Consider the following 17,482-nt stretch of genomic DNA (forward strand, 5'->3'; position numbering starts at 1 on the left):
CCTAGGCTCCAAATATGAACGTCCTTGTTGTTGGTGGAGCGGGCTACATCGGTAGTCACTGTGTTCGGCAATTAATCGCTGCGGGGCACAACCCCGTCGTGCTCGACAACCTTGTCTTCGGCTATCGAGCCGCGGTGGACAAGGATGTGCCTTTCTACTCCGTCAACCTCGGCAACGAGAGCGAAGTCGGAAAGATTCTCCGCAAAGAGAAAATCGACATTGTTATGCATTTCGCGGCCTTCGCCTATGTCGGCGAGAGCGTGACCGATCCGTTGAAGTATTATTTCAACAACGTCGCCTCCACGCTCCACTTGTTGCGCTGCATGATTGGCTCCGGCGTGAAGAAGTTCGTCTTCTCTTCGACCTGCGCGACCTACGGCATTCCCGAGAAAATGCCGCTGGTTGAGACCATGCCGCAGGCCCCGATCAATCCTTACGGCCAGACCAAGCTCGACATCGAGAACGCGCTCAAGTCGTTCGCGCACGCATATGGCCTGAGCTTCGCTGCCTTCCGCTATTTCAACGCCGCCGGCGCAGCCGAGGACGGTCGTATCGGTGAATGCCACAATCCCGAGACGCACCTCATCCCGCTCGTGATCGATGCCGCCATCGGCAAACGCGAGAACGTGCAGGTGTTCGGCACCGACTACCCTACTCCGGACGGCACCTGCCTCCGCGACTACGTGCACGTCGATGATTTGAGCCGCGCCCATATCGCCGTGTTTGACAAACTAGAAAAGCCAGGCACCGCGCTCTTCTATAATCTAGGCACCGGCACGCCCACCTCCGTGCTCGAAGTCATCCAGGCTGTAGAGAAAGTCACCGGCAAGAAAGTCCCCTACGTCACTGCTCCCCGCCGTGCCGGCGATCCGCCCGCACTTTACGCCGATTCCACCAAGGCCAAGACCGAGCTCAACTGGGAGCCGAAGTTCACCACGATCGAGCCGATCGTCGCTTCCGCCTGGAAGTGGCACTCGCAGCATCCGGACGGTTTCAAAAAGTAAACCGCTCGGGCCGCATGTGCCGGTCCGCAAAAAAAGGCGTCCTGATTTCAGGACGCCTTTTTTATTGTCCGGTTAAACCCAGATCCAACCGAGCCTGCGTATGCTTAGATCTTCAGGCCCAGTTCATCTACGCGTTTGCGCAACGTCGCGCGGGTCATGCCCAGGCGCTCGGACGCCTTGAGCAGATTGCCCTCGGTGGCGGCGAGCACGCGCACGATCATTTCGCGTTCAAGACGCTCAAGAATCGGCTCGGACTGCAAGCTGAGTTCGCGGTGCAGGAAATCCAGCGCGTGCGGGATGGATAACGCGGGTTCGCCCGAAGCAATGCTTTCGGCGACCACTTGTGCCGTGGCGAGGGCCGCACTCTCGGCGGATGCAACGCGGGCGGTTTCGAAGGGCGGCGCGCTGTCCACGGTGGTGACCGTCGGAACGATCCCACCCACGGTTTCGCGCACCTCGGCCGGCAGATCCTTCAGGAGGATCGTGTCGCCCTGCGCGATCACCGCGCTGCGATAGACGACGTTTTCGAGTTCACGCACGTTGCCCGGCCAGCGGTAACGGGTGAGCACGGCAAGCGCCTCGGGAGAGACTTTGCTCACGCGGGTTTTTTTCTGCTTCAGGAGATTCTGCAGGCAGAAATCAAGGATTTGCGGCACATCGGCCACGCGCTCACGCAACGCCGGCATGCGGATGCGCACGACATTGAGGCGGTAATAAAGATCTTCGCGGAAGGTTTTCGCCTTCACCATTTCCTCGAGATCCTTGTTGGTCGCGGCGAGGATGCGCACATCGACCTTGATCGTCTCGGTGCCGCCGACGCGCTGGATTTCGCCCTGCTGGAGCACGCGCAAAATCTTCGTCTGCGTGGCCAGGGCCATGTCGCCGATTTCATCGAGGAAGATGGTGCCGCCGTCACACAGCTCGAACTTGCCGAGGCGCTGATTGGCCGCGCCCGTGAAAGAGCCCTTCTCGTGACCGAAGAGTTCGCTCTCGATCAAGTTGTCGGGAATGGCGGCGCAATTGACGGCGATGAACGGCTTGGCAGCGCGATGCGAGTGCTTCCAGATGGAACGCGCGACGAGCTCTTTGCCGGTGCCGCTCTCGCCCGTGATCATCACGGTCACGTCGCTGGCGGTGACTTGTCCGATAACTTTGAATACATCCTGCATGACCGGCGACGAGCCGACGATACCCTCCTTGTAGTCGTCGCTGTTGATGGTGGGCTTGTAATTCACCACCGCGCGCATGTCGGCGTGGGCCTTGAGCGCGTTCTCGGCGATTGTGAGGACCTTCGCCGGATCGAAGGGCTTCATGATGTAGTCAAACGCGCCGTATTTCATCGCCTCGATGGCGGTCTGCGCGGTGCCGAAGGCGGTCATCAAGACGACCAGCTGCTTCGGATTGACGGAGCGGATGTGCTGGAGGGCCTCGATGCCGCTCATGCCGCTCATGCGGATGTCTAAAAAGATGAGGTCGGGCAGCGGACCTTTTTTAACCGCGGCCACGCCCAGTTCGCCGCTGGCTGCTTCGATGACCTGGTATTTTTTCGAAGAGAGCACGCGACCCAGCGAGTAACGCACTTCGGCGTCGTCATCGATGACGAGGATGGTCGGCGGTTTGGTGGCGAGATCAGTCATGGGAACAAGTGGGAGCGGATTAGGGTCGCCTGACAAGCACGCTGGCGAATCCCGAGAACGCGTGTTTACTACGTATCCAATGCTTCGATGGTCAATGAACTTGTTCCGCATCCGCGGCATCCAACTCTCGGTGCACGCGAGTTTTTTCCTGCTGCTCGCCTACGTGGCGTGGCAAGGCTGGACGGCCGCCGCGTGGCAAGGCGCGGCGTGGCTCACACTGGGGACCGTGGTGATGTTCGTGTGCGTTACTCTGCACGAACTGGGACACGCGGCAGCAGCGCGTTATTTCGGCATCCGGGTGCCACGTATTCTGCTGCTACCGATTGGCGGTATGGCGGAGATGGAATCGATTCCGCGTCGACCCCGTGAAGAAATCATCATCGCACTCGCGGGACCGGCGGTGAATTACCTGATCATCGGGGTGCTGTTGATTTTCGTGCGGTTCCCCGAGGGATGGAACTGGGCTTATTTTGAACTCAGTCTGCCCGGTCTGGGGCGCTATCTGGTTCTCGTGAATTTGATCCTCGGCGTGTTCAATCTGCTCCCCGCTTTTCCAATGGATGGCGGTCGAGTGTTACGGGCTTTGCTGGCGATGCGTTTTCCGTATCTGCGCGCCACGCAGATCGCGGCACACGCGGGTAAAGTCGTGGCATTGGCCGGTGCGGCCTACCTCGTTTTTTATTGGAAGAATTATCCGGCCTGCGTGCTGTTCGGCTTCATCATTTTCGCCGGACACCGCGAATTGCAGGCGGTGGCGCGCAAGGAGAAAGAGGCCGCACACTGGCGTATGATTGAAGCGCGCTTCAATCAACCGACCGTCGTGACGGTCACCCCGATCGACGAAGTTCCGCCACGGGCCATTTAAGTGCGAGCGCTGGCGTTTATCGCAAACCGCGCTTTGATGCCCGCATGCCTTCCGCCCCAGCTGACACGGTTTTTGACGTCGTCGACGTGACCAAAGCCTACGGTGCCCGCCGGGTGCTGGATACCGTTTCGTTTTCGGTCAAAGCGGGCGAGCGAGTCGCTCTCACTGGCCCCTCGGGCAGCGGAAAAACTACGTTACTCAACTGTCTCGGCGGCGTGGACCGGCCCGATTCAGGTTCGATTACGCTCAACGGTCTTCGCATCGACCAACTCGACAGCGATGCCCTCGCCCGGTTGCGGCGCGAACGGGTCGGGACGGTGTTTCAGTTTTTCCACCTATTGCCCACTTTGACCGCAGAGGAAAACATCGGCCTGCCGCTGCAACTCCTCGATGTGCCCGCCGCCGAGCGCCGCGAACGCGTGAATCATTTTCTCACACGTATCGGTTTGGAACATCGCGCCCATGCCCTGCCCTCGCAGCTTTCCGGCGGCGAACAACAGCGAATCGCGATTGCCCGCGCACTTATTCACCGGCCCGCGCTGATTCTCGCCGATGAACCGACCGGCAATCTCGATTCCACCAACGGAGCCAACATTCTCGCCCTCCTGCGCGAATTGACCGACGAGACCCGCACCGCGCTTATTTTGGTCACGCACAGCGAAGAGGCCGCCACGATCTGCCATCGCCGTATTCATCTGCGCGACGGGCGGGTCGTCGATCGCACATGAGCGCACCGCTGCTCCCGTTTCTCTTACGCCGTTTCACGCTGCGACACTGGCTGCTTGCACCCAAGCAAAGCGCGTTGCTGGTCGTCATCCTCGCGCTCGGCGTGGCGGTGTTTGTATCTGTGCGTCTGGCCAACCGCGCGGCGGTATCCAGTTTTTCGAACTTCACGGATACGCTCACCGGTCAAAGCGATTGGATCATCCAGCCTCCCGCCGGGACGTTGCCCGAAAGCGTCCTGCCTGAACTGCGCTCAGCGCTCGACGGTCGTGCGGTGCACATTATTCCGGTCGTGGAGACCACGGCGTCGCCTCCACCGGAATCCGGCAACGAGGCGAAATTCGGCCGCCCGACTTACACGCTGCTGGGTGTGGATCTAATCAGTATCGCCAACCTCGCGCGCCCTCAGGACGGCTCGTTTCTGAATCAGAAAAAAACCGGCGCACGCGGCCAGGAAGCCGAAGGCGATCAAGGATTCTGGTCGGCGTTTAACAACGGTCCGCAGGTCTGGATCAGCGCAGATTTCGCCGCGACACCACCCGAGCAGATCACACTCGTCATCGACGAAACGGTGCGGTCGCTGCCGGTCGCTGGCATCATTCCGAGCGCGCCTGATGCGCCCCGTGCACCCGCCACATTGATAATCGCCGATCTGGCGCAGCTACAAAAAATAACCGGCAAAACCGGGCGTGTTGACCGCGTGGAGTTCATCATCGAAAGCGGTCCGCGTTCCGACGAACGCCGCGCCGAATTGCGGGATATTTTAGAAAAGCTCGCTCAATCACCCAGCGGCGCACGCTGGCTGGTCACCGCACCCGGAGCCAAGCGCGACACCGCCGAGGCGATGACCCGCGCATTCCGACTGAACCTCACGATTCTCTCGCTCATCGCGTTGCTCACGGGGCTTTATTTGATTTTTCAGGCACTCGACGGCGCGGTGGTGCGTCGACGTCCGGAAATTGCGATTCTGCGTTCACTCGGAGTCGAGGAACGCACCATCCGCCGGTTGTGGCTGGCGGAGTCGGCTTTGCTCGGACTCGCGGGCGGAGCGCTCGGGTTGTTGCTCGGTTGGGCCGGTGCGCAAGTCGCGGTGCGCGCCGTGGGCCAGACCGTCAACGCGCTCTATTATGCAACGACCGTGGCGTCGGCGAATCTTACGTTCGGCGAATCGCTGCTCGGTTTGGCGCTCGGCGTGAGCGCGGCCTTGGTGGCGGGTTTCTGGCCGGCCCGTGAAGCTGCACGCACGCCTCCGGCGCAGGTGTTGCAACGCGGCGCGCCGCCCGCAGCCGGGGCCCGCTTGTGGCGCAGCATCGGGCTCGGACTGGCATGTATCATTGCGGGAATTATCTGCGCGCAACTGCCACCGGTGCGCTTCGCGGGCGGCGGACGGTTTCCTTTCGCGGGCTACGTGGCGGCGTTCCTTTGGGTGTTTGGCGCGGGCATTTCGTGCGCGTTTCTTCTACCTCCGCTGGCTCGGTTGGCGCAGGCGGCGGGCGGGCGTTATGCAACGGCACGGATCGCGCTGGGTCATCTGCGAACACCGTCGGGCCGGCACCGGCTCGCGGCGGCGGCATTGGTGTGCGCGATCGGCATGACCGCCGGCATGACCATCCTCGTCGCGAGTTTTGAGCAGACAATGCAGGGCTGGGTTCGCCGGGCCTTGCAGGCCGACCTCTACATCTCGAGTGCGGGCGCGCAAAGCGCCTCGTCGCAAAATCGGATCTCGGCCGACGCCGCGCAGGCCCTCGCAACGCATCCGGCCGTGGCGCACGCCGGCATGTTGGTTGCCCACCCGATCGACATGGAGGGAGTTTCCACGTTGCTCTCGGGCGTTGATCTCGAAGATCCGGCCACGCGTCCGGATCTGCCGTGGATCACTCCGCCGCATGACGACGCCGTGTTCGATCCAGCGCGCAACGAACACCTCGCGCTCGTGAGTGAAAGTTTCACCGAACGGTTTCGCGTCGGCGTGGGAGCAATGCTGCGATTACCGACGCCGGCGGGCATGCGTGAAGTCACCGTGGCGGGCGTGTTTGCCGACTACGGAAACGAGCGTGGGTCCATCCTCGTGCCGCGACGCTTGACGCGAGCGTGGTTCGCCGAGGATTCCGTCACCAGCGTGGCGCTCTATGTAAAACCGGGCGTGGATCCCGACACGCTTCGCGCCGAATTGACCAAACTTTATCCGGGACTATCGGTCTTCACCAACGCCCGGTTGCGGGCCGAAGTGCTGCGCGTGTTTCGACAGACCTTTTCGATCACGCACGCGTTGGAAGTGATTGGCGTGGCGGTCGCGATGACGGGGCTCGCGCTCACGTTGATCAGCGTGTTGCTGGATCGCCGTGACGAACTCACCACGTTGCGTGCGCTGGGGTTTCGCCGGCGGCAGATTGCTGCATCGGCGTCACTCGAAGGCCTGGCGGTTTCCGCGTGCGCCGTGGCTGTCGGACTCGTGCTCAGCCTCGCGCTGGGCTGGCTGCTCATTCATGTAATCAACAAACAATCCTTCGGCTGGACACTGGCGACGGCAGTGCCGGTCGGCCGACTCGCGTTGCTCGGGCTCGGGGTGACGCTGACCGGCTGGATCGTCAGTTATGCCGTCGGCCTCTGGGGCGCGGACCTGCCCGCGGATCGCGAAGAATAACCATGCGCCACATACTGATATTTTTTTGCGCCGTCTGCGCCTTGTGCGGCCAAACTCCGACTCCATTGGTGACCGCCGAGGGTTTTGCCGTGCCGCAACCCGGCCACGTGTTTTCGTTTCCGCGCGACCACGGCTCGCATTCGGAGTTTAAGATCGAGTGGTGGTATATCACCGGACACCTCGCGGCCGCCGACGGTCGTCGCTTCGGTTATCAGGCGACTTTTTTCCGCAGCGCCTCGGCGGATAAAACCTCACAGCTCCACCTCGCGCACATGGCGCTGACCGACGTAGGCACGGGAAAATTTTATTATCAGGAACGACTCAACCGCGAAGGCTGGGATGCGGGCGCATCCACGAGCACACTCGATGTGCACAATGGTCCGTGGTCTTTGCGGTTTATCGACGAGACAAGTGAGCGCATGGAATTGCGCGGCGGCGTGCGTGCCGAGGGTGCGTTCAACTTTACGCTGACTCCGACGAAACCGCTGGTCGTCTTTGGCGAGAATAGCATTTCGCGCAAAGGCTCCGCGCCGACCGCCGCCAGTTACTATCTCACGTTCACCCGACTGCGCACCGAAGGCGTGCTCACGCTCGGGGAGGAGTCGTTAAAGGTGACCGGCGAGTCGTGGATGGACCACGAAATCAGCAGCAGTCAGCTCGACCAAAACCAGATCGGCTGGGACTGGGTGAGCATCCATTTCAAAGACGGTCGTGAACTGATGTTCTACCGACTGCGACTTCGAGATGGCACGGCGGATCCAGCCTCTTCGCTCACTTGGGTGGACGCCGCGGGGCATCCGAAAAAAAGCTCATTCACGTGGGACGTGCTGGATCGCTGGACGAGTCCGCGGACCGGCGCGGTTTATCCTTCGCGCGTTCGACTCATCTCAACCGACCCCGCCACTGGAAAACCCGCCGCCCTCACGCTCGAACCGCTCGTGAAAAATCAGGAACTGTCCGGCAGTCTCGGCGGCATTCCGTATTGGGAAGGTGCGTGTCGCGTGTTGGACGCCGACGGCCGCGAGGTGGGCTCGGCCTACATGGAGCTCACCGGCTACGCTAAAGATCTCAAATTATGACCACTGATTCCGCGCCCCAATCCCAGCCTGTCGTCCTTATTGCAGGCGTATCCGGAGGCATAGGCTCCGATGTCGCCCGCCGGCTCACCGCCGCAGGCTGGCGGGTCGCGGGCTATGCACGCGGCGCCGATAAACTCGCCGCCCTTCAAGCTCTCTTGCCGGATCTTCACGTGATCGAGGCCGATGCGACTCAATCTGAGGCGGTCGCTGCTGCGGTCCAGTCCACCGTGGCGCGCTTTGGCCGGCTCGATGCCTACGTGCACGCGGTCGGTTCGATACTGATCAAACCCGCACACCTCACCCAGATCGAGGAGTGGCATCGTGTGATCGACCTGAATCTCAACTCGGCATTTTACGGCGTGAAGTCCGCGCTCGGTCCGATGCAGGCGCAAGGCGGCGGCTCCATAGTGTTGATCAGCTCGGTCGCGGCGCAGGCCGGCCTGCCGGGCCACGATGCCATTGCGGCGGCCAAGGGCGGCATCAACGGACTCGTGCTCGCCGCTGCGGCCAGTTACGCGGGCAAAGGGATTCGTGTGAATGCGGTGGCTCCCGGCTTGGTCGATACTCCGCTCGCGGCCGGCTTGCTCGGCTCCGAACAGGCGCGGCAGTTCTCCGACAAAATGCACCCCTTGGGCAAAGTCGGACGGCCGGCCAATGTAGGCAGCCTGATCGCCTGGCTGGTGTCACCCGACGCAGACTGGGTGACCGGACAAATCTGGTCGGTCGATGGCGGCATGGCGCACGTGCGGACGAAACCAAAAGGCTAAATATTCAGCGCGTTTAAAATTTCGAAAAAACCTCTTGCCTTCACTCCTCAAAACCTGATTTTCACCACCTCCCGTCAGTTACGGGCTCTTAGCTCAGTTGGTAGAGCGCCTGCATGGCATGCAGGAGGTCAGCGGTTCGACCCCGCTAGGGTCCACCATTTTGGACAAATAAAAAGCCCCGGTTAATGACCGGGGCTTTTTTGTGTCCTAAAATCAAAAACACTGAATCACGTATCCTCACGCATCTTGAACGTGATGGTGTAATCATTGGTTTTCAGATTTGCAGGCGGCGGCGGCAGCGAGATGCGGCGGAAGGCGGCCAGAACCGATTGATCGAACTCGGAGTTTCGCGACGAACTGATGATGGTGACGTTCACCACAGAGCCACTCGAAGTGAGGCGGAATTTTACGGAGGCCTCCAGAAGGTCGCTCACGCCCTCGGGTTTTTTATGCGCTTCCTTGAGGCGTTGGATGAGCAACGAGATGTAGGCTTCCGAAAGCTCGATATCCTGGCGCGTGAGAGCTTTGCCGCCGGCGCCACCGGTTTTATTCGCCGTGGAGCCGCCCGCGACGCCGCCGGCGATGCCTTCGGCGTCGATGCGTTTGAGTGAACCGGTGCCGCCACCGGCGGTCGGGGCTTTTTGCGAAGGCGACGACTTGCCTTTGTTCATGCGGTCGAATTCGGCCTTGGTCGTCCGCTTGCTGTTGAGCTCGGCTTCCTTGGCGGCGCGGGCATCAGCGGCGGCTTTGTCAGCCTTGACCTGCTTCTCGATCTTCGCGGCGCGTTTATCGGCGATGCGGTCCACCATCTTGGCCATGTTGACCGGTTTGTAGTCGGTCGGCTTAGGCTTGGCGGGTTTCGGCGGGGTTTTGACCGGAGGCGCGACCGCTTCGATCGGGCTGGTCACGGGCTCCGGTTCGGCAGGGGCGGCTTCAGCCGGCGCGGCGGCGGCGGGGATGGGCGCAGGCGGTTCGGGGGCTTCAAACTTTACGCCACCGGGAACACCGAGTGCGGGCGCCTCGGTTGCGGCGAAGTTATCGCCCGCGCCGGCGACGAGCTCAAAAACCTGCGGAGCCTCTTGGTCGGACTGGTGAGCCCGATAGGCAAACCACGCAATTAAACACAGCAGCAGCGCGTGAAGCGCGGCCGAGGCGAAAAAGGCGTTGGTGGTGCGGGCAGACATGACTCGTTAACTAAGACGACGCTCGAGAAACCGTTTTCTTACTGCTGCGCCTGCGTATCGAAGGAAATTTTCGAGAGACCGTTTTTCTTCAACGCATCCATGACGCTGATGAACTGCTGTGCGGTGGAATTCGCATCCATGCGGATGTGAAACACCGGCGGTTTAGACTGGCTGGCATAACGGGCGAGTTCCTGCGTCATGCGGGTCAACGGAACGGGTGTGTCACCGAGGAGGCAGCTGCCATCGGCGCGAATCACGATGTTTTCCGATTTCGTATCGGGGTCGGGCTTCTGTTGTTCGCTGCTGGATTCGACGGGGAGATTCACGGGCACCGTTTGCTCCGACTGCGTGATCAACGGCGTGGCGATCATGAAGATGATCAACAGCACGAAGGCGAGGTCGAGGAGGTTGGTGACGTTCAACTCCGAGACCGCGTGCATCGAACGGCGTTGGCGAAAAGTGCGGGCCATGGTCGTGGGCGCTTAGTTCTTCGACTCGAGCTCGAGGCGGTCGGCCAGCGAGCTGGCGTAGTTCTCGAGTTCGGTGGAGAGCTGCTTCACTTTTCCGATAAGGAAATTGTAGCCGAACATCGACGGGATGGCGACGACTAGGCCGGCGATCGTGGTCATGAGCGCGGCGGATACACCCGGCGCGAGATCGCGAATGCTGGCCGTGGCGCCGGTCATCGCGCTGAACGCCTCCATCACGCCCCAGACGGTGCCGAGCAGGCCGAGGAACGGCGCGCCAGAGACGATCGTCGCGAGAAAAATCATGCTAGCCTCGTAGCGCAGCAACTGGCGGGCGATGGCGCGCTGGATGGCGTTTTCGGAGTGTTCGAGACGCGAGCGGCTGTTGTCCTCGCCCTTTTCCTTGAGGATGGACGCGGCGCGCCAGTAGGCCTCGACCGCATCTGCGAACAGATCGGCGTAGGGAATCGAGCGCTTGTTGCGCAGCGACTCGGGCAGATCGAGCAACGTGCGCTCTTCGCGGAGACGTTGTTCGAACGCGAGGTTCAGGTCGCGCAGGCGTTTCAGTTCGTTGTATTTCCCGAACATCACGGTCCAGGCGATCAGACTGAAAACGCCGAGGCCGATGGTGAGAATCTGACCAAAAACATCGGTATCACCGAAGATTTTCAGGAGGTTGGCGGAGGCAAAAAAGAGTGTCATCGAAAAGTGCGTGTAGCGGCGACAAGCGTTGCAGGCTTTGGTTCGCACCTTCAATGGAAATCAAGATTTCGCACGACGGAGAATCTGATTGCCGCTCGCGACGGCGGAATCTTCCCTGACCGCTCCCTCTTCTTTCCTATGGATTTCAAAGCCCGCACGCTGGACGCCCTGCTCAAAACCGGATCTTCCCTCACAGGAAAACTCTCGGTCGTCGGTCTCGACGGATTTGTGGACACCATCGTCACGCCGGTCGCGCTGCGCACCGCCCAGGGCGAGGCGTTTACCCCGATCACCACGATCAACGAATTCGGCCAGCGCATCCTCGGCGCCGCGGGCAAGAGCACCAACATCGAGTTCTATCCGCGCATGGACAAACTGGGCGGCAACGGCCCGATCATGGCCAACGCCCTCATCTCCGCCGGCGGCCGCCTCAAATACATCGGTGCCCTTGGTCGCGCCGCGATTCACCCCGTTTTCCAGGAATTCGCCGGCAAGGCCGATGTTGTTTCCCTCGCCGATCCCGCCTCCACGACCGCCGTCGAGTTCACCGATGGCAAACTCATGCTCGGCCAGATGCGCAGCCTCGATGAAATCACCTTCGAGCGCATCGTCGAAAAGATGGGCCGCGCCGGCGTCGATCAGGCCTTTGGTGCCGCCGACCTCATCGCCCTCGTCAACTGGACGATGATCCCGAACATGACGGCGATTTTTGAGGCGCTGGTGAACGACGTGCTCCCCGCCCTGCCCGCCAAGGACCGCATTTTCTTCTTCGACCTCGCCGACCCCGAGAAGCGCTCGCGCGACGATTTGCTCAAGGCCTTGGAGGTCATTGGCAAATTCGAGAAATTCGGCCGCGTCACCCTCGGTCTCAATCTCAAGGAAGCCCAGCAGGTGTGGGCCGCGCTCGACTACCCGATCATCAAGGAAGACGAGGCCGGCCTCCGCAAAATGGCCGCCGACATCCGCGCGCGCCTCGGGCTTTCCACGGTGGTCGTTCATCCCAAGGAGTCTGCCGCCTGCGCCACCGCCGAGGGCACCGCGTGGATTCCCGGTCCTTACACGCCCAAGCCGCTCATCACCACGGGTGCCGGCGACCACTTCAACGCCGGTTTCTCCAACGGCCAGCTCCTCGGCTTGTCGCCTGAATCCTGCCTCGCGGTCGGCGTCTGCACCTCCGGCCACTACGTCCGCACCGGCCAGAGCCCCACGCTCAACGACCTCACCACCTTCCTCCAGACTTGGAATTAACCCGTCACCCCGCATTCTCCCGACCATGCCTCTGAAAAACAAAACCACCGGTAAGCTCATCTCGTTCGAGGGTTCCGAAGGCAGCGGCAAATCCACGCAGATTGCCCGTCTCGCCAAACACCTCCAGCTCCTCGGTCGCGAGGTCGTGACCACCCGCGAGCCCGGCGGCACCGAGATCGGCGAACAGATCCGCAACATCATCGTCCACAACTCCAAGGGCGACGAGATGTGCGCCGAGACCGAGTTGCTCCTCTTCACCGCTGCCCGCGCCCAGGTCGTGCGCGAGGTCATCGCCCCCGCCCTCACCCGTGGCGCCGTCGTGCTCTCCGATCGCTTCCTCGACTCGACCACGGTTTATCAAGGCATCGCGCGCAACCTCGCCAGCGATCCGGTCAACCTCATCAACCAGTTCGCCGTCGGCAACGTCATGCCCGACCTCACCGTCATCATCGACGTGCCTACCGAGATCGGACTCCAGCGCATCCGCCAGCGCGCCTCCGACCTGCCCGACCGCATGGAGCGCGAGAACATCGATTTCTACAACAAGGTCCGCGAGGGCTACCTGCTCCTCGCCAAGAGCATGCCGCAGCGTTTCCTCGTCATCGATGGCTCGCAGTCCGAAGACGCGGTTGAAAAGGCCACCTGGACCGGTCTGCAAAAGCTGTTGGTTTAATGCGAAACCTGAAGCGTGAGACTTGAAGCCTGAAACTTCGGGGCGTCTCGTCTTCAGGCTTCAAGTCTCCGCCTTCAGGTTTTTCTCCCGCCCTCATGTCCGCTCCTCTTTCCTGGCCTTCTTCGCTCGCCGGCACGCCTGCCGTCGCCGTGATCGAACGCGCCATCGAGCGTAAGCGGCTCTCGCACAGCCTGCTCATCACCGGCGACGACCACGATATCCTGCTGGCCGTGGCGCTCTCCATCGCCGACCGCCTGCTCAACACGCCGCAGTCCAGCGCCCCGTTTCCGCCCGACGCCCACCCCGACTGCTTCCACCTGCGTCCCGCGAAAAAAATGCGCCAGATCGGCGCCGAGCCCACGCGTGAGTTGATCGGTAAAGTCCAGGTCTCGCCCACCGTCGCCACGCAAAAGGTCGCCATCATCCACGAGTGCGACCGCATGAACATTTCCGCGGCCAACATCTTCCTCAAGACCTTGGAAGAACCGCCCGCCCACACCACGATTCTCCTCCTGACGACGCGCCCCTATGCGTTGCTCACCACGATCCGCAGCCGCTGCCTCCACTTTCGTTTCCCCGGCGTCGGTGCCGCGTTCACGCCCGACGGCTGGTCGTCCTGGCTTATCGATTATCAAACTTGGCTCGGTCGCCTCGTCGGAGGCCTGGTCGACAAAAAAGCCGTCGCTGATTCCGTCTTCGGCGCCTACGGCCTCGCCGCCCGCTTCGCCGCGGTGCTCGACTTCGCCACCTCCGACATCTGGAAAAAACAAAAGGCGCTCATCACGGCCGAACTCACCGACGACGAGGAAGAGGCGATGGAAGTCGGCATTTCCAACGGCCTGCGCACGCGCCTCTTTGCCGACATCGAGCGCGCCACCCGCGACTTCGCCCTGCCTGCGTTGCGCAAAAACAACGAAGTCACCCGTCGTGCGCTCACCGGTTCGATTGAGAAATTGGAACACAACGTCGGCCTGCTCCGCCTTAACTTGAACGAGTCCGCCGCCCTCGAAGATTTCCTCCTGAGTTCCCTGCGCCTCTGGACGCGCAAGAGCTGAGCGCTCGGCCCCGTCCATGATCTTCGTGCTACCAGGCATGGGCGCCGATTCGAGCATGTTCACTGGTAGCGGACACCTGATCGCGATGACGCACGCCCGCGAGTGCTGCGACTTTGTTGCCGCATCGCTATAACTCTTACCCGTATCCCTGCATGACCGCAGCTCCTTCCATCCACGTTCGCTTCCTCAAGAGCCTGGTTCGGTCGCTCTCCATTGTCTTCGTTCTCACCCTTCTCCTGTTCCTTGCCGGTTTAACTCCGCCCGCCCACGCCATGCTCGAAGGCAAGCTCCTCTATTTCCCCTCCCACGAGCCCAACCGCTCCGCGCTCACCGAGTGGAAGGTCGACGGCGCGCTGGCCGGCTACGCCCGCCTCGTCGCCCAACCGCGCGCGATCTGGCTCATCACCCATGGCAATGGCGGACAAGCCGCCGACCGCACCTACATCATCGACAATCTGCCCGCCGACACATCCGTCTACGTTCTCGAATATCCCGGCTACGGCCTTCGCCCCGGCAAGCCCTCGATGAAATCGATCAACGCCGCCGCTCTCTCCGCCTACGAAGCCTTACGCGCACTCCACCCCGGCCTTCCGCTCAATGTCTTTGGTGAATCCCTCGGCAGCGGTCCCGCCAGTTACCTCTGCTCTTTGCCGGTCCCGCCCGACGCACTCGTCCTCGCCGTGCCCTACGACAACCTCCTCTCCGTCGCCAAAGAGAGCATCAGCTTTCTCCCCGTCGGCCTCCTCATGCGTGACAAATGGGACAACGTGAAAACCCTCTCGGCGTATAAAAATCCCGTCACGATCTTCGGCGCGCTCCACGACACCATCATCCGGGTTACTCACGCACGCGCTCTCGCCAAAACCATCCCGCACGTCCGCTACATCGAGCTCCCTTGCGGCCACAACGAATGGTCCCTCAGCCCGCAGGTCAGAATCACCGACTAATCCGCAGCGCCATCCTCCGCCCTTCGGTCCCCTGTTTTTCCGTCCGCTGTCCTCCGTATTCTGTCCCCCGCCCTCACGCCACCGCCGCGACAAACTCCGCGCGCGTTTCCATGTGCGGATTATGCCCCGACTCCGCGATGGTCTTCACCTGCGCCTTCGGGAAATGCGCGGTGATCACGGAAAAATCTTCTTCGCGCACGTAACGCGATTTCCCGCCGGTCACGAACAGCACCGGCCCGTCGAATTTGTCCTCCGACACCAGTGAGTTCCCTTCGATCTCCGTCAACGCCGCCGTGATCACCGGCAGGTTGATCTGCCAGCGCCAGCCCGTGCCGGCTTCGTCGCGCTCCAGATTCGTCGTTAAAAATTTCCGCATGCCCCAGTCGCTCACGCGTGCCTCGAAACGCAGTTCCGCTTCGCCGCGTGATTGCAGCGTGTCGAGTCGCAGCTCGTTCATCGCCGCAAACTCCGCCCGGTGCGCGTGCGACAGATAATCCTTCGGCGCGATGTCCACCACGACCAGCCGTTCCACCCGTTCCGGATGCCGGCACGCGAGCAGCATCGCCACCTTGCCGCCCATGCTGTGCCCCATGAGTGTCACTTTCTCGAGTCCTTGCGCATCCATCCAAGCGAGCACATCGGCCATCATGGTTGGATAATCCATCGGTGCGTCGTGCGGTGATTTGCCGTGGTTGCGCAGATCCGGCGCCAGCACGTGATAGCGCGACGCCAGGTCGCCGCCCGTCGTCAGCCAGTTGCGCGACGAGCCCAGCAGCCCGTGCAACACCACCAAGGGCGGATTCCCCGCGCCGCCCAGATCACGATGAAAAAGCATGGTCACACCATTAACGAAACCGGTCGCGTGACCCGAGGCAATGTCGCGTTAGTTGCCGTTACCGTTTCGCATCTTCCACGCGTCGGGCCAGCTGCGCGTCATGCAAATTCTGCGGATACAGCACATCCTTCGGAATGGCTTCACGCCACAGTCCCAACGCGTCGAGTCTGCTCGGCCGGCCCAGGTCAACCGCCACGAAGTTCATCGACCACGGGCCGTATTCCTTCGTCGGCTCGGGCAGCGTTCCGGCCGCCTGCAGATTCCAAAACGTGATGCGCGCGCCGCCATGTTTGCCCAGCGCCGCACCACCGCCGCTTTTCCACGGACGCGTGCCGCGGCCGAGATCCACCTGCGTGATCAGGATGTCGTAAGGCGCGCGTTTGTGGAAATCGAAACACAGGTCCACGCCTTTGCCTTCCGAAATCACCGCGCCCGCACACTTGCTGGAAGTGATGTCGTGCACGAACTTCATGCGGAAATCAAAACGCGTGAATAGGTGATCACCGATGTTTTGCAGATAAATTCCGTGATGCCCCTGGTTGCCGCCCGAGTCGGGTGCGCGCTGCGATTCGAACACCACATCCGACACGGTGTTGAACACGCCGCCGACCATCGGGCCGCTGTCGGGATTGATGAACTTCAAGCGACGCGCCCAGCAATCCGCCACATTGCCAAACGCCACCGGATTAAATCCCTTTTCGGTAAAATGTCCTTCGTAAGGCACGTTGGGGAATTCAAACGCCAGGTCCTCCACGCCCGAGTCACGCACCGTCGGCTCGAAGGCGCGCACTTCCGGTTTCCACTCAGGGCGCAGATCGAAGCGCAACGCACGTTGCAGCTCCACGCGATCTCCGTCGATGCGCGTGATCTTGGTGATGATCGAGGTAAACGTCGTGCCCTTCAGCTGCGACATGTCGCCCGCGTCATCCGAATACAGGTAGGACGCCAGGGTGTTCTCCGGCGTGTCGGTCACGCGCACTTCGATGCTTTGCCCAACCTTTAATGCGGCGGGCTTTTCCACCACGATGATGCGTTCGCCCCGCACCGCCGGACTCGTGATCGGCGTGAGCGGCGCGGATTTGAAATCACCTTGGAGCCGCACAAAGCCGCCCGACCACGAGTAGTTGGAGGTCGGCCGGCCTCCCGTCGTCGCCCCGGTATTCGGTTCGAGGTCATCCAATGGCTTGGGGAAAAACAGGGTCGTGCGTTCCGTGCCCGAGCCGCGCAACACCACGCCCGGTTTGTTGATCCGCAGCAGTCCACTGATGATGTAGCGACCGGGCGGCACCAGCACCGCGCCCGGTCCGGACTTCGCCAAGGCCGCTTGAAAGGCCGCCGTATCGTCCACGTCGTCGTCACCCTTTGCGCCGAAGTCCGTCACCGTGGCGACCACCGGATAATCCGGGATCGGCGTCTCCCCGTTGCGATAGCCCGCGTAGGAAAAGTCCGGCAGTCGTCCGCCTTGGATCCACACGTCGCCATGGCTGCCCCAGAGTTTGGAAAATTTATACGCCGGTTCGGGAGTTTCCGGCACTTTGGGCGCCGCCTGGCAGCCCGAAAGCAAGGTCAACGATAGGAGTAACGGGGCACAGAACGTGGGGCGCATCATGGAACGAAAAGTAACACGAAAAAGCCCTCCACATGGCAAGAAC

The 17,482-nt window shown here is 61.6% G+C and carries 16 protein-coding genes and 1 tRNA gene; 11 read left to right on the top strand and 6 right to left on the bottom strand.

The window, feature by feature from the left end:
• Positions 1-14 precede the first annotated feature (14 nt).
• Positions 15-1,004: a UDP-glucose 4-epimerase GalE gene (galE, locus tag FPL22_RS03040; protein ID WP_144228638.1), complete on the top strand. Its 990-nt coding sequence runs from the start codon at positions 15-17 to the stop codon at positions 1,002-1,004.
• Between the two features lie 104 nt (positions 1,005-1,108).
• On the opposite strand, the gene FPL22_RS03045 is transcribed toward galE, so the two are convergent.
• Positions 1,109-2,641 (bottom strand): sigma-54-dependent transcriptional regulator, encoded by a 1,533-nt coding sequence (locus FPL22_RS03045; protein WP_144228639.1) that lies wholly within the window; start codon positions 2,639-2,641, stop codon positions 1,109-1,111.
• Between the two features lie 100 nt (positions 2,642-2,741).
• Between FPL22_RS03045 and FPL22_RS03050 the strand changes: the two genes are divergently transcribed.
• From FPL22_RS03050 to FPL22_RS03075, 6 genes are all read left to right on the top strand, one after another.
• Entirely contained in the window at positions 2,742-3,506 is a 765-nt protein-coding gene (locus tag FPL22_RS03050; protein ID WP_162525167.1) for a site-2 protease family protein, read from the top strand.
• Positions 3,507-3,550: 44 nt separating this feature from the next.
• Entirely contained in the window at positions 3,551-4,234 is a 684-nt protein-coding gene (locus FPL22_RS03055; protein ID WP_144228641.1) for an ABC transporter ATP-binding protein, read from the top strand.
• Positions 4,231-6,873 (top strand): FtsX-like permease family protein, encoded by a 2,643-nt coding sequence (locus FPL22_RS03060; protein WP_144228642.1) that lies wholly within the window; start codon positions 4,231-4,233, stop codon positions 6,871-6,873. Before FPL22_RS03055 ends, FPL22_RS03060 begins: the two co-directional genes overlap by 4 nt.
• Positions 6,874-6,875: 2 nt before the next feature.
• Complete coding sequence (locus FPL22_RS03065; protein ID WP_144228643.1) at positions 6,876-7,952, top strand: lipocalin-like domain-containing protein; 1,077 nt, start codon at positions 6,876-6,878, stop codon at positions 7,950-7,952.
• Positions 7,949-8,719, top strand: coding sequence for an SDR family NAD(P)-dependent oxidoreductase (locus FPL22_RS03070; RefSeq protein ID WP_144228644.1), 771 nt, complete (start codon positions 7,949-7,951; stop codon positions 8,717-8,719). Before FPL22_RS03065 ends, FPL22_RS03070 begins: the two co-directional genes overlap by 4 nt.
• Positions 8,720-8,801: 82 nt before the next feature.
• Positions 8,802-8,877: transfer RNA gene (locus tag FPL22_RS03075), tRNA-Ala, on the top strand.
• A 69-nt stretch (positions 8,878-8,946) separates the two neighbouring features.
• Here the strand turns inward: FPL22_RS03075 and tolA are convergent.
• Genes tolA through FPL22_RS03090 form a run of 3 tightly spaced genes read right to left on the bottom strand, consistent with a single transcriptional unit; the run spans position 8,947 to position 11,072 of the window.
• Positions 8,947-9,903, bottom strand: a complete 957-nt coding sequence (tolA, locus tag FPL22_RS03080) for a cell envelope integrity protein TolA (RefSeq protein ID WP_144228645.1) — start codon at positions 9,901-9,903, stop codon at positions 8,947-8,949.
• 38 nt (positions 9,904-9,941) lie between these two features.
• Positions 9,942-10,373 (bottom strand): ExbD/TolR family protein, encoded by a 432-nt coding sequence (locus FPL22_RS03085; RefSeq protein WP_144228646.1) that lies wholly within the window; start codon positions 10,371-10,373, stop codon positions 9,942-9,944.
• Positions 10,374-10,385: 12 nt separating this feature from the next.
• Positions 10,386-11,072, bottom strand: coding sequence for a MotA/TolQ/ExbB proton channel family protein (locus FPL22_RS03090; RefSeq protein ID WP_144228647.1), 687 nt, complete (start codon positions 11,070-11,072; stop codon positions 10,386-10,388).
• 138 nt (positions 11,073-11,210) lie between these two features.
• Between FPL22_RS03090 and FPL22_RS03095 the strand changes: the two genes are divergently transcribed.
• The 4 genes from FPL22_RS03095 (at position 11,211) to FPL22_RS03110 (ending at position 14,995) form a co-directional block, all read left to right on the top strand.
• On the top strand, positions 11,211-12,320 hold the full coding sequence (locus tag FPL22_RS03095; RefSeq protein WP_144228648.1) for a carbohydrate kinase family protein: 1,110 nt from the start codon (positions 11,211-11,213) through the stop codon (positions 12,318-12,320).
• 25 nt (positions 12,321-12,345) lie between these two features.
• Positions 12,346-12,993 carry a dTMP kinase gene (tmk, locus tag FPL22_RS03100; RefSeq protein WP_144228649.1) on the top strand — a complete coding sequence of 216 codons (648 nt, stop codon included), beginning with the start codon at positions 12,346-12,348 and terminating at the stop codon, positions 12,991-12,993.
• A 95-nt stretch (positions 12,994-13,088) separates the two neighbouring features.
• On the top strand, positions 13,089-14,048 hold the full coding sequence (locus tag FPL22_RS03105) for a DNA polymerase III subunit gamma/tau (protein ID WP_144228650.1): 960 nt from the start codon (positions 13,089-13,091) through the stop codon (positions 14,046-14,048).
• Between the two features lie 152 nt (positions 14,049-14,200).
• Positions 14,201-14,995: an alpha/beta hydrolase family protein gene (locus FPL22_RS03110; RefSeq protein ID WP_144228651.1), complete on the top strand. Its 795-nt coding sequence runs from the start codon at positions 14,201-14,203 to the stop codon at positions 14,993-14,995.
• A gap of 73 nt (positions 14,996-15,068) precedes the next feature.
• Here the strand turns inward: FPL22_RS03110 and FPL22_RS03115 are convergent, their stop codons facing one another.
• Positions 15,069-15,830 carry an alpha/beta fold hydrolase gene (locus FPL22_RS03115; RefSeq protein WP_238991298.1) on the bottom strand — a complete coding sequence of 254 codons (762 nt, stop codon included), beginning with the start codon at positions 15,828-15,830 and terminating at the stop codon, positions 15,069-15,071.
• A gap of 58 nt (positions 15,831-15,888) precedes the next feature.
• Positions 15,889-17,439: a glycosyl hydrolase family 28-related protein gene (locus tag FPL22_RS03120; protein ID WP_162525168.1), complete on the bottom strand. Its 1,551-nt coding sequence runs from the start codon at positions 17,437-17,439 to the stop codon at positions 15,889-15,891.
• Positions 17,440-17,482: the final 43 nt, after the last annotated feature.

Origin of the sequence: Rariglobus hedericola (assembly GCF_007559335.1) — a bacterium.
In the GTDB taxonomy this organism is placed as follows: Bacteria; Verrucomicrobiota; Verrucomicrobiia; order Opitutales; family Opitutaceae; genus Rariglobus; species Rariglobus hedericola.